The organism is Paenibacillus sp. FSL E2-0177 (genome assembly GCF_037992975.1).
In the GTDB taxonomy this organism is placed as follows: Bacteria; Bacillota; Bacilli; order Paenibacillales; family Paenibacillaceae; genus Paenibacillus_AQ; species Paenibacillus_AQ odorifer.
This window is the reverse complement of sequence record NZ_CP150307.1, coordinates 2,629,827-2,642,864: the sequence shown is the minus strand read 5'-3', so window position 1 is coordinate 2,642,864 and position 13,038 is coordinate 2,629,827. Positions and strand designations below refer to the sequence as shown.

Below are 13,038 nucleotides of genomic sequence, written 5' to 3'. Positions count from 1 at the left end.
GCCCTATTAATTTATTGATTAGTGATCTGTTTAAGTAAAAACTCAACAAAATCAGTTGATTTAGTCTTACTGTCATCTTGTCCTAACGTTCCGACGATCATCTGATTTGAATGGATAGGGAGTTCTGTAGCAAAATCCGTATCTGTGATATCTATGCCAGTAATCAGCTCTTGACCACTCTCCGGGTTAGTCATACGTTTCAAACGGTTATCATCAAGAGGAAGTCCTGCGGATTTAATAAACGACTCCAGATTTTGCAGTCCCGACTGCTGGCCAATCCATTCAAAAGTAGCATCATCCATAATCAGGATATCCGGATGATCGGCTGCCAGCATCGCCATAGCCCGCTGCATATAGCTCATATCCAAGGCTCCACCGTCCGTCCCACCTGTTGAGGGTAGATAAACGATTTCTGCCTCCACTCTCTTCCAAGCCGGGTAACGTTTGATAATTTCTTGTTTTAGCTCTTCATTCTTACCTGACGAGTCCTGAGATTCATAGTTGCCTAGGAACATGATTCGAACATCTACCGGTGGGAGCGTAGCTTCATATTTTCTTTCCTGCCATTGATCATAGAGCGCTTTCCCTCCAAAGATAACTACCAGCAGCACGATAATAGAAATAATAGTGTGCGTTTTGTAGAGTCGAAAGAAATTCTCCGATTTACGTGCTACGCCGGACATGGCTCCCCACTTCTCCAGCCGCTTGTCCTCTGCTTCCTGAATCTCCTTCTGATCCAAGCCATCTAGGATGGTTTTGTAAGCGCGGAATTCCTCTTCATAAGCTGCAACCTCATCTTCAGTCGAATTCGATCGACGGCGTTTCAAATGCATATCTAACCTTTTGTTCAATTCCTCCCGGGTAACGTCTTCAGGCAAGTTCAAACGCTCATAGGCTTGCTTTAGCTTCTCATTCAAAATGATGTCTCCTTCCTGATGCTTTTCGTCATTTCAGATCGTTAATTTGGTTCTATGTATTGAATTCTTGTGGCAGTAAAAGTATGGGCTAAGCCGCAAAAAAAACATCGCAGGAACTCAAGTAAACTATATCATGTTGTGCTAGACGGTAACAAGTAAGCGTTTATCTAATCCAAACCATGCAGCTGCTTAAATTGCTCAGGACTCATCCCTGTCAATCTTTTAAACACCAAACAAAAGTAACTAGCATTATCAAAACCCACTAGCTGGGCAATTTCATACATTTTTTTATCGCGTCCATTAAACATAAGCTGTTTACTCAAATTGATACGTTGCTTATTGATATAGGTTACAGGTCGATCATGAATTGTTTTTTGAAAAAGCCTGCATAAATACTGTGGCGATACAGAAATAATCTCCGCCAGCTCCTTTAAAGGAAGCGTCCTATGCAGATTGCTCTCAATATAACGCAGCACCGGCTTAATTCGCTCCAATTCATGTGCCTCATTCAGAGGCGATACTAGCTTTCTTTTTAAATCCAGAAGCAATGCATAAAGATGTTTAGATCGTGCCAAATTAGTCTCCAGCTCATTGCTATCTGGCAGCATAAGGATTTGCTTTAGAGGATTGAGCCATTGATCTTCTTTTAATCTAGCAGGACCAGACTCGCGGATGCCCGCATAGAGCAGCATTTGACCAACCTCTCTGCCATTGAACGAGACCCATGATACCTTCCATTCCTTCCCACTGATAGGGGCATACGAATGAGGAATATCCGGGAACAAAAAGAACACATCACCTGGACCCACGAGATATCGGTTCTCATGAATGATAAGCTCTCCCTTACCTTCGTGAATCTGATGTATTTGATAGTCTGGAAAGCCTGCAGGACGTATAGTTTCTGGCTGATGCTCCCAAAATCCAAGGGTTGTAGCATAAAGCGGCAGCATGATTACATCTTCTGTTTGGCAAAAAATAATTTTGCTCTCCATAAAAAGTCCTCGTTTCATATTTTGTTATCTGGGACTAAAATTCTTTTATTTATCCTAACATTACTTCAACTTATAATATGAATATAATAACATTACAATGATTATAAAGGAGATCAACTCATGCGAGCAAAGTTTGTCTACCAGCCACCTGCTAACGGTTATCCGGAATGGAATAACAACCCAGAGACTTTTGAATTGAATCGATTGGATGCACATGCCTCCATGATCCCTTACCGTAGCTTATCCCAAGCGCTAACTAACGATAAAGAAACCTCACCTTTCTACCAAACCCTCAATGGGCTTTGGAAATTCGCTTTTTCCGAAACACCGGATCAACGAATTGTGGATTTCTATAAAACCGATTTTGATTGCAGTACTTGGGATACAATTCCTGTACCGTCCCACTGGCAGTTCCAAGGTTACGACTACCCACAATATACAAATCTCCGGTATCCTTGGGCGGAATCCGAGCCAGAGCTTAAAGCCCCCTTTGCCCCAACAAAATATAATCCAGTAGGCTCTTATCTACGAACCTTTACTGTACCTGAGTCTTGGAACGGTCAACCGGTATACCTAAGCTTTCAGGGTGTTGAATCCGCTTTCTACGTCTGGGTAAACGGTGAACTTGTCGGGTACTGTGAAGATACATTTACTCCATCAGAATTCGATATCACCCCATATTTAGTGGCAGGGGACAACAAACTAGCTGTCGAGGTTTATCGTTGGTGTGATGCCAGCTGGCTAGAGGATCAGGATTTCTGGCGCCTGAGCGGTATTTTTCGGGAAGTCTATCTTTATTCTGCTCCTTCCGTTCATATTGCTGATTATTTCGTCCACACAGATCTGGATGAAAACTTCGTACATGCGGATTTAAATGTAGATATCAAGGTGGAAAATTATTTTAACGAGCAAAGCCCATATACACTGCAAATGCAGCTTTACAATAAAGAGGGCCAGCCTGTTTGGGAGACTCCTATCTCCGCTACGGGTTCCTTTGAGCAAGAAGGCGTTCAACAACTCAAGCTTTCTGCCCCGGTTGAGCAGCCTTTTAAATGGAGTGCTGAAACCCCTTATCTTTATACCTTAGTCCTGTCTATAAATGACAGCAACGGGCATACACAAGAAACGGTCAGCTGTAAGGTTGGATTCCGCAAGTTCGAGATTAAAGACGGACTTATGAAGATCAATGGCAAAAGAATCGTACTCAAAGGTGTCAATCGCCACGAATTCTCTTGCGACACAGGTCGTGCTTTAGCCAAAGAAGATATGCTGCGCGACATCCAATTAATGAAAACACATAATATTAATGCTGTTCGAACCTCCCATTACCCGAATCAGTCTGTCTGGTACGAGTTATGTGATGAATACGGATTATATGTGATTGACGAAACTAATCTGGAAACTCACGGCACCTGGGCATACAGCCAAGAAGGGTTGAATGACGGGAATGTCCCTGGAAGCAAACCGGAATGGCGGGCCAATGTCATTGACCGCTGCAACTCCATGATGCAAAGGGATAAAAACCACCCTTCAGTCATCATTTGGTCTCTCGGCAATGAATCTTTCGGAGGCGACAATTTTATCGCTATGCACGACTACCTGAGAGAAATCGATCCTTCGCGGCCGGTTCATTATGAGGGAATCTTCCACTGTAGAGAATCGGAAGCAGCAAGTGACATAGAATCTACTATGTACATTAAACCGCAGGATGTTGAAAAATATGCGCTTAATAATCCGAAAAAGCCTTATATCCTCTGCGAATACAGTCATGCCATGGGCAATTCATGCGGTGGGCTGCACTTATACTGTGAGTTGTTCGACAAATATGATATTGTTCAAGGTGCATTCATTTGGGATTGGGTAGATCAAGCCATTCGGACCCACACCTCCGAGGGAATTGAATATCTCGCTTATGGCGGGGACTTTGGTGAATCGCCTCATGATGGCAACTTTAGTGGCAACGGATTGCTTTTTGCTGATCGTACGGTTACTCCTAAGCTCTTTGAGGTCAAAAAATGTTATCAAAATATTAAAGTAACGGCTGAAAATATCCTAGAAGGACTCTTCCAGATTCGCAATTCCTTCTTATTTACCAACTTAAAGGAATACGATCTCAAATGGGAAGTTCGTTTAGACGGAGTAACTGCACAAGAAGGCTTGCTGAAGATCTCATGTGCACCAGGTGAGAACATTTCATGCAAAGTTCCTTACGAGCTGGATTCACTGCGTGGCAATCATGAAGCAGTTCTGAATCTTTCCTTTATTCAGCCTTCAGCAACTATATGGGCAGAAGCCAATCACGAAATCGCTTGGGAACAGTTCATTCTGTCACCCCGTTTTGTAACCAATACCTCAAAGACAATCGCAGAACCACTGCGTGTCAGCGAGCTTGAGAATGTTTTGAATGTACAAGGTGATAATTTCGAACTGAGCTTTAGTACCACTACGGGTGCTCTGAACTCTTATCGTTCCTCAGGCAAAGAACGTCTGCTTGAACCTGTAAGAGCTAACTTCTGGAGAGCAGTCACTGATAATGATTGTGGTAATAAATTGCCACAGCGGTGTGCAGTATGGAAGCAGGCATCGCATAAACAACACTTAATCAGCTTTACATTTAGAACCGAAGGCTCTCTCTGTTTCGTCTCTGCCAGCTACCTTCTGGCTACAAGTCCGGATTCCACGCTTCGGGTCCGGTATGTAATTCGTGCTGACGGGACTTTAGAGATCACGCAAGAATTGAGTCCGGGCAGCAGCGTTCTGCCAGAAATCCCTGAGTTCGGAATGATGTTCGTTCTAGATGGAAGTCTTGATACCCTGTCATGGTACGGCCGCGGACCTCATGAGAATTATTGGGATAGACAAACCGGAGCCCCACTTGGACGTTACACTGGTAAGGTCAGTGATCAATTCACACCTTATCTCAAACCTCAAGAGTGCGGCAATAAGACTGATGTCAGATTCGCTTCAATTACAGAGAGCAACGATGGATCAGGGTTCTATTTTGAAAGTGCAACGCCTATCGAAATTAATGCCCTGCCTTGGAAGCCTGAGGAACTGGAAGCCCATGACCACGTCTATAAATTGCCAGTCTCGAACAAAAGCGTACTAAGAGTTAACTACAAGCAAATGGGTGTTGGCGGGGACGACAGCTGGGGCGCACCAACCCACGAAGAGTTCACTCTGCCGGCTAATCGCCCGTACATCTTCCGTTTCACTGTCTCACTGCTCTAATCTCTTCCACTTATAAAAAAGGCCGTCTCTGGTTGGTTTCTACCACACAGGACGGTCTTCTTTTATTTATTTCACTGCTACTGTTCCTTGTCTGAATTCCGAAGGGCTTAAACCCACATTTTTCTTGAACTGTTTGGAGAAATAATAAAGATCACTAAAACCAAGATCATGGGCAATCTCACCGACAGAACTTTGCGTCCCCCTCAATAGCTCCTTGGCCTTAGTTATCTTTTTTCGGGTGATATACTGTATGGGTGGAACTCCGATTTGCTGTTTAAATAGCCGGATAAAATAGTTGGGATGCATGTACGCAATCTCGGCAAGCTCGTGTATGGTGATATTACGCTCGATATGGGCGTCTATGTACGTTAATATTTTCGTTAATTTTTCGATCGAGCTTAGATTCTTAAAAGTGATTTCGTCTACATCTATGTTCATAATAAAATAAGAAAATAACTCCATTAACTTACTTTTGGCTAATAAATGAGCATACACCGCATCAGATTTCATATGACTCGTTAGGCTGCTGAAAATCTTTTGGATTACATGAGGATCTACTTCTCTGCATACATGACTTAACTCTAACATTTTGAATAGATTAATGTCTCCGACTTTTGCGCTGAAATGGCACCAATACTTCTCAAAGGGTTGATCACTTATGCAAGAATAAGATTGCTTAACTCCCTCAGGCATCAAAAAAAGCTGACCAGGCTTCGGATAATATTCTCGATCGCCAATCTTTAACCAACCCTCCCCATCGCAAATAAAATAAAATTTACTATAGTCAGGTGTGTAGTCAAGATCTCTCCAGTCACGGCCACAAAGATTGTAATCAGCCATAAATAAATCAACCTTTAAATTGGATAAATAATTTGTAAGCAAAACATGGTTATCCATCCCTTACTCCGCCTTATCAGGTTAGTTTTGTACATCTAAAAGTTAATGTCCTACATTTTGATTTCCACCTCCAATCACTACAATGAAGTAGAAATAAACGTTTGAAAGGATGATTGCAAAATGGTGGATAAAAGCAAATATTTAAAAGTAATCGAAGATACGATCGCAACTGGAAGATTCAAAGCCGATTGGGATTCACTAAGTGAATTTCAAGTGCCTACGTGGTATGAGAACGCTAAGTTTGGTATTTTCATTCATTGGGGCCTTTATTCTATTCCGGCTTTCGCCAATGAGTGGTATCCCCGAAATATGTATATCCAGGGTTCGCGGGAATATGAACATCATCTTGCTACCTATGGCGAGCATAAAACCTTTGGTTATAAAGACTTCATCCCCTTGTTCAAGGCTGAGCATTTCAATGCTGAGGAATGGGCCAATCTCTTCAAATTATCTGGTGCCAAATACGTGATGCCTGTTGCAGAGCACCATGACGGCTTTCAAATGTATAAGAGCGCTTACTCTCACTATAACACATATGAGATGGGTCCTAAGCGGGATTTAGTCGGGGAAATGAAAGACGCTTTTGAGCAGCAGGGATTAGAGTTTTGTGTATCTTCCCATAGAGCTGAGCACTGGTTCTTCCTGTCTCATGGCAAGGAATTTGATTCCGATATCCATGAACCGCTTGTATGTGGAGATTTCTATTGGCCATCTATGCCCGAACCCGATCATCACGATTTATTCGGCTCCCCACCTAATCAAGAATTTCTGGAGGATTGGTTGATTCGCTGCTGCGAGCTGGTAGACAATTATCAGCCGAAAATCTTTTACTTTGACTGGTGGATTCATACAGCTGCCTTCAAACCCTATCTCAAAAAGTTCGCCGCTTACTATTACAATAAGGGAGAGGAATGGGGAACTCCGGTTGCAATCAATTATAAGCATGATGCCTTCATGTTTGGCTCAGCGATCCCAGATATTGAGAGAGGTCATTTCTCCGAGCTTAAACCTTATTTCTGGCAAACGGATACAGCAGTAGCTAAAAATTCATGGTGTTATACACCGGAAAATGATTATAAATCTGCCGTAGAAATTATCAGAGATTTAGTAGATATCGTAAGCAAAAACGGCAACTTGCTGCTGAATATAGGCCCTAAAGCGGACGGCAGCATTCCAGCTCAGGATCAGGAGATTCTGCTTGGCATCGGAGAATGGCTAAAGGTGAATGGTGAAGCAATCTATGATACGACCTACTGGCGCACCTTCGGGGAAGGCCCTACAGAGATCGTTGAAGGTCAGTTTACAGATGGGATCACGAAAATTTTCACTAATGAAGATATCCGCTTTACGGTAAAAGGCAGTTATCTTTACGCTACTGTTCTTGTCTATCCAAACAACGGTATAGTGCAAATCAAATCCCTTAAAGAAAACTCTGCTCACTTCCATGGGATGATTAAACAGATCAAAATCTTAGGTTTTGAGGAACAACCTGCATGGGAAAGAACCGATGAAGCCTTGGTTATAAAAACGACCTCGGTTCGCAGTGAGACTCCGGTTGTTCTGCGGATTGAATTGGATTAGAGACTTACAGACCTTCGTAACCTATAAAAAGAGTGTTCTTGCCCATCCAGCAGAGAACACTCTTTTATAGTTTTATAACCATCGATTTATATTAAAAGTAGGGTACCCTGACGTTTATTGTCTTCATTCTAGTCCTATGAGGATATCTCGCGCGTAATTTGTTGGACTCCAAAATAATACGACCATGAAGCGGATGCTCCCTGGGGATTTTTAGTTGTGCAGCAATGACTTCACTTAGCCCGTGGTTTCGGATGTCCGCTTGAAGCTGTAAGGCTTCTGGATCTTTTTCATGATCAAAATAAAGTGCAGAGGCAATAGCTGAGACTAAATGTGAGGTCTCAAAACCAAGTTCATGAGCAAGCATTGCCGGTTTTACGAGTCGATCATTAGGTGAAAGCTTGCGAAGCGGGGAGCGGGCGACACGTGTAATTTTATCGTTAAAGTTGGGGTTAGTGAATCGTTCCATCATCTTTTCTATATACCGGTCATGTTCTATGGGCTTGAAGCCATATAAATGCACCAATAAGGCCCCTGTTTCCTTAAGCACCCCGTGAACACGAACTCTGATTTCGGGATCAGACATCGCTTCTTGAATGCTAGTATAACCTTCCAGGTATCCAAAATAGGCTGCACTGCAATGACCTGTATTCACAGTATATAGCTTCCGTTCGAGGTATGGCGCCAGCGAATCCACATAATGGACGCCTTTAATTTCATTGTAATTACCAATCATTCCACTGCGGGGAATAACCCACTCACTGAAGGGTTCAACGAGGATTTCAAGTGAATCTGTATTTTTCTGCATAGGTACAATCCGGTCCACCATCGCATTGGGAAAAGCGACATTGCGGTCAGCAAGTTCCTTGAAGGATTGCTTCATATGCCGATAAACTGATTTTTTCAACTTCTGACTGCTTCCAATCCCATTCTCACAGGCAATGATATGAAGAGGGTTGAGATTTCTGCTATTTTCAAGCCTTCGTTCGATGCCCTGCGCAATGGTCTCAGCAATATCTTTTAAAGCGGATATTCCGACGGCAGTTGTCACAATTTCAGCTTCTGCTATAGCTCTAGTAACGTCCTCAGTATCATTCAGATTGATTGCAGTAACATTATCAACGATAAAGCTGTCCCTGTTCTTGTTAGCTAGGGTGACAGGATATTGCCCACGTTTTTGCAATTGGGCAATTTTACTCTTATTTCTTCCGACGAAACAAACATTGTAACCGGAGTCCGACAACATAGGCCCAATAAAACCTCTACCAATATTGCCTGCTCCAAAATGTACGGCTCTCAATTTGGTATCCCCCTTTAATTTGAACTTAGTTTCTCGGTTTCTCTATACTCGGTTTCTCTATACGAAGCAACGTTGAGTAACTACATGATCAAATTCAAGAAGACTTAGATTATCAATTTTATGGTGCTGCTTATCGAATTCAAGAAAATTAGTAATTTCGTTAGGCGTCACAATGCAACGGATGCCAGCTGCTGCCGCTGCCTTAGATCCATTCGGTGAATCCTCGATAGCAACCGCCTCATCAGCTGTGATTCCAAGACAAGCTAACGTTTGGTTATATAGCTCCGGATCTGGTTTCACTTTTGCCACATGGTCGGCAGTCCGAACACATTCGAAATACTCGCGAATACCCAATTGATTCAGATATTTTTCCACCCATTCCAGTGAAGAACTTGAGGCCAGCCCTATGCGCAGTCCAGCTGCTTTGGCGGAATCAAGATAATGCTGAATGCCTGGTCGTATTGTTTCAAGCTCCATAAGTTTGCTGTGTCTCTGTTTAACAGCCTTACTGAACTCTTCTTTGTCAATCGCTAGCTTAAGATCAGTCATTAAATATTCATAAGGATTAAAACTGTTCAAGCTCGTGCCGATGCAGGTGGAATATTGTTCAAGCGTCAGATCCACTCCATATTCTGCATAAGCCTCGTTAAATGCGGTGTACCAAGCAGTCTCCGTGTCGATAATCGTTCCGTCAAAATCAAAAATAATTCCTTTGATCACAATCAACCATCTCCCTCGTATTATGTTTGGTTAGAATATCTTACGCAAAACCTTCTGCATATTCTACAAAAAGCTATTTCGGCTTGCGTTTGACTATAAAAACCATAACAAAGCCCTTCTACTGACGTCAAGCACGGTAGATAACATGCCACGTAATGATAACGATTACAATCAATGTGGACAAACCTGGATTTTTTCATCACCTGAACTTCTTAATACATAACAGTAATCAGATTCAAAAAAACACCACAATCCTATGTGCTTCAAGGGATTCCTTTGCCAAGTTTATTATGAAGACAAGCTCCCTCTCTTTCTCTCGATTGCTGTTATTTAGAGTATTTTTCCAAGCAGCTAAAAATAATTCAAAATAATTTTAAACACATCCTTTTTACTTGATTGTACAAATCAAATTACGGGGTTATTTTTTGTCCATTGAGTAAAAAGAGGCTTTAATTTATGATATATTTTAATCGAGAATGATTATCATTATTGGTGGTCGTTACATATAATAGGGAGGCAATAAGATATGAACAAGGTACGACAGTCCTTCGCTGTGGTATGTGTACTATTTTTGCTGAGTACATTGCTACTAGCGTGCGGAAACTCAAAGGAACAATCCTCTGCCAATAGTACGGCAAACGCAACCGGGAACTCTTCCGCTGCAACCGCAGTACCTTCAGCAGAACCCTCAGATAGCAGTACAGATGAAGCAGCAGCGACTACTCGTTCCTATACAGATTACATAGGGCATACTGTAGAGATTCCGGTGAATCCGCAGCGAATTATCTATTCTGGAGAAACTTATGGCGATTTGCTCGAACTTGGTGTGCAGGCGGTAGGTTATCCTCTTTCTATGGGCGAAGGCCAGGTTTTTGAAGATCAATTACAAGGTGTGGAGGATGTAGGCTTCCCTATCAATCTGGAAAAAACATTGGAACTTCAGCCTGACCTGATCATCTATGCGGGCACAGATGAAGCTGATTTCGAACAGCTCTCCAAAATTGCACCCACTATAATATTTGATACCTTTGCCCCACTCCAGGAACGTATGCTGGACATTGGTGGAATTGTTGGGAAAACGACTGAAGCAGAAGCATGGCTTGCGCAGTATAAAACCGCTGAAGAGAACATGTGGAAGCAATTGAAATCCGCAGGCATGAAAGAGGGCGAAACGGCTGCGGTCTTCACTTATTATCCAGGAGACAGACTGTTTATTATGGCAGCAACCGGACTTTCACAGGTACTCTATGGGGAGAATGGCTTCAAGGCAACTCCAGCTATTCAGAAGATCCTTGATGAAGGTAAAGGGTTCCAGGAAGTATCCATGGAAGTCCTGAAAGAATATGCCGGAGACCGGATATTCCTCTTGACTCCAGTGGCAGAAGAAGCAAAACAATCCACAGAGGATCTATTAAAGAGCCCTATCTGGAAGAGCCTTCCTGCCGTCAAGAACGGATATGTCTATACACAAGACATCATGAAGACTTCAAGTGATGCGACAACAAGAGAATGGCTGCTTGGGGAAATTCCACAGCTATTAAATATGAAATAACCTTCTGTGATGAAGAGTTTAACACAAGGCTGATAAAAAACTGCAAGAAGCATGTCAACAGCTGTTGATATGCTTCTTTTTTTTATATACAATGAATTCATTGATAATCATTCTCACCAAATGAACGGAGGCTGAACCCATGCTGCATACATCATCGTCCTGCCCCCCACTCCACTCTCTGCTATTTCAGCTAAACGAGGCCGAACTGATGATTCAAGCTGCCGATTCAAGCTCTATAACGCGTACAACCCAGGACTATACCCTTCTCATATTTACTGGAGGGAACGGACAATTGAACCTCGATGATCAAAGCGTGATACTAAGTACGGATAAATGTTATCTACTATCTCCTGGAATCTCCTATAGTACGAACAACCAGGAGCTGACGTTGTATTATTACCTCATCACCTTTACAGCAATTTATACAACCAAGCATCCTAAACGATATTCTGGAGAGCTGCTTTCCGGCAGACGGGAGTTAATTGTGCACCCGTTCACCAAGGTAATCCGACTAGTCGAAGACCTGCTCATGAACAGGAATAACACCGATGATGTACAACAATTCAAGCGACAATTAAAATTCCAAGAATTGCTGCTGCTACTTTTTGAGCATAATTACCCTTCCAAACACCTGCCAAGTCCTACGGAATCCGTAGAAAAGACCATAACATTCATTCAGGAGCATTATACAGAGAGTATCACCGTGAAGCAGTTAGCTGAACTGGCGGGAATATCAATCTGGCAATATACACCGATCTTTCAGCAGCTTACGGGTAAAAAGCCGCTTGAATACCTGACGGATCTGCGCATTAATCATTCCAAACGATTCCTGCAGGAATCGACTGAACCACTGCGGGAAATCGCCAGACTGGTCGGCTTCTCGGACGAATACTATTTCAGCCGCCGCTTTCGGCAAAAAACCGGAGTTACACCCGGACAATATGCACATCAGAAAGGTCGTAAGCTTACCGTCAAGGATTGGACGGGTCATGAGGTGGAGATTCCAGAGCGAGCGAAACGTATTGTCTATCATGGCGAAACACTTGGCGACCTTCTCGCGTTAGGCGTAAAGCCTATCGGTGGAGATGAAGCGTTCGCCCGGAACAGCGTCTATAAACATCGGCTTAAGAAGCTCGCCAACGTCGGGTTTCCACTGGACCCGCAGTTGACCGCTTCCCTAAACCCAGATTTGATCATTTTGGCAAATAGTGATGAAAGAGCCTACAGAGCAGTTTCTGGTATCGCTCCGACACTCACCTTTGATTCATTTGCATCTCTCGACAACCGAATGCGGACATTAGGCAGTTGGCTAGGTAAACAGCGCGAAGCCGAAGCATGGCTGGAGTCATTCACAATCAAAAACGCTGCCATGTGGCAGCAGCTTTACACGACAACCCTCCAAGTTGGAGAAACCGCCTCTGCTTTGGTCTATGATCATGGAGATCATCTGTATGCTATGGGAATGTCCGGATTCTCCACTGCGCTTTATGCCCCATGTGGTTTACAACCGACCGAAGAGATCCAGGCCATATTGGACGAAGAGTTAGGGTTCGCCGAAGTTGATCCAACGCGACTGCCTGCCTACGCCGGAGATCATATCTTCATGCTCATTCCGGAACGCAAAGACTCGCGAGCTGCGATGGAACGATTACTAGACAGTTCACTTTGGAACAATCTCCCGGCAGTACGTCAGGGACATGTTTATCTGCTCGACGGAAGCAAATGGAACTCTAGTGATGCGTTAACCCGGGAGAAGCTGCTAACGCTGTTGCCTAAACTACTCGGTGGAAGTACCGCTAGTAATTGAAGGTGAATCTAGGAATCTCTTTTGACTTTTCAAAACTTGATAGG

9 protein-coding genes are annotated in these 13,038 nt (G+C 43.2%); 4 read left to right on the top strand and 5 right to left on the bottom strand.

Going from position 1 to position 13,038, the window contains the following annotated elements:
* Positions 1–11: 11 nt before the first annotated feature.
* Positions 12–917, bottom strand: coding sequence for a hypothetical protein (locus MHI25_RS11635; protein WP_076130585.1), 906 nt, complete (start codon positions 915–917; stop codon positions 12–14).
* Between the two features lie 167 nt (positions 918–1,084).
* Positions 1,085–1,909, bottom strand: coding sequence for an AraC family transcriptional regulator (locus tag MHI25_RS11630; RefSeq protein ID WP_076143215.1), 825 nt, complete (start codon positions 1,907–1,909; stop codon positions 1,085–1,087).
* A gap of 120 nt (positions 1,910–2,029) precedes the next feature.
* Here MHI25_RS11630 and MHI25_RS11625 point away from each other — a divergent pair, with 120 nt between their 5' ends.
* The gene (locus MHI25_RS11625) at positions 2,030–5,140 is read left to right on the top strand and encodes a glycoside hydrolase family 2 TIM barrel-domain containing protein (RefSeq protein WP_340395441.1); all 3,111 of its coding nucleotides are present in this window, start codon (positions 2,030–2,032) and stop codon (positions 5,138–5,140) included.
* 66 nt (positions 5,141–5,206) lie between these two features.
* Here MHI25_RS11625 and MHI25_RS11620 read toward each other — a convergent pair whose 3' ends face one another.
* Positions 5,207–6,037 carry an AraC family transcriptional regulator gene (locus MHI25_RS11620; RefSeq protein ID WP_076187275.1) on the bottom strand — a complete coding sequence of 277 codons (831 nt, stop codon included), beginning with the start codon at positions 6,035–6,037 and terminating at the stop codon, positions 5,207–5,209.
* 120 nt (positions 6,038–6,157) lie between these two features.
* Here MHI25_RS11620 and MHI25_RS11615 point away from each other — a divergent pair, with 120 nt between their 5' ends.
* Positions 6,158–7,618: an alpha-L-fucosidase gene (locus tag MHI25_RS11615; RefSeq protein ID WP_340395440.1), complete on the top strand. Its 1,461-nt coding sequence runs from the start codon at positions 6,158–6,160 to the stop codon at positions 7,616–7,618.
* Between the two features lie 91 nt (positions 7,619–7,709).
* Here MHI25_RS11615 and MHI25_RS11610 read toward each other — a convergent pair whose 3' ends face one another.
* A complete protein-coding gene (locus MHI25_RS11610; protein ID WP_248547992.1) occupies positions 7,710–8,915 on the bottom strand; it encodes a mannitol-1-phosphate 5-dehydrogenase in 1,206 nt (401 codons plus the stop codon).
* A 57-nt stretch (positions 8,916–8,972) separates the two neighbouring features.
* Complete coding sequence (locus MHI25_RS11605; RefSeq protein ID WP_036689719.1) at positions 8,973–9,635, bottom strand: HAD family hydrolase; 663 nt, start codon at positions 9,633–9,635, stop codon at positions 8,973–8,975.
* Positions 9,636–10,161: 526 nt separating this feature from the next.
* On the opposite strand from MHI25_RS11605, the gene MHI25_RS11600 reads away from it, so the two are divergent.
* Positions 10,162–11,187, top strand: coding sequence for an ABC transporter substrate-binding protein (locus MHI25_RS11600; protein ID WP_340395439.1), 1,026 nt, complete (start codon positions 10,162–10,164; stop codon positions 11,185–11,187).
* A 139-nt stretch (positions 11,188–11,326) separates the two neighbouring features.
* Positions 11,327–12,994, top strand: a complete 1,668-nt coding sequence (locus MHI25_RS11595; protein WP_340395438.1) for an AraC family transcriptional regulator — start codon at positions 11,327–11,329, stop codon at positions 12,992–12,994.
* Positions 12,995–13,038 lie beyond the last annotated feature (44 nt).

Excerpts from the sequence above, each read along its gene's own strand:
- MHI25_RS11615 (WP_340395440.1), top strand. The coding sequence starts at position 6,158 with ATGGTGGATAAAAGCAAATATTTAAAAGTAATCGAAGATACGATCGCA.
- MHI25_RS11625 (WP_340395441.1), top strand. The coding sequence starts at position 2,030 with ATGCGAGCAAAGTTTGTCTACCAGCCACCTGCTAACGGTTATCCGGAA.
- MHI25_RS11620 (WP_076187275.1), bottom strand. The coding sequence starts at position 6,037 with ATGGATAACCATGTTTTGCTTACAAATTATTTATCCAATTTAAAGGTT.
- MHI25_RS11595 (WP_340395438.1), top strand. The coding sequence starts at position 11,327 with ATGCTGCATACATCATCGTCCTGCCCCCCACTCCACTCTCTGCTATTT.
- MHI25_RS11630 (WP_076143215.1), bottom strand. The coding sequence starts at position 1,909 with ATGGAGAGCAAAATTATTTTTTGCCAAACAGAAGATGTAATCATGCTG.
- MHI25_RS11600 (WP_340395439.1), top strand. The coding sequence starts at position 10,162 with ATGAACAAGGTACGACAGTCCTTCGCTGTGGTATGTGTACTATTTTTG.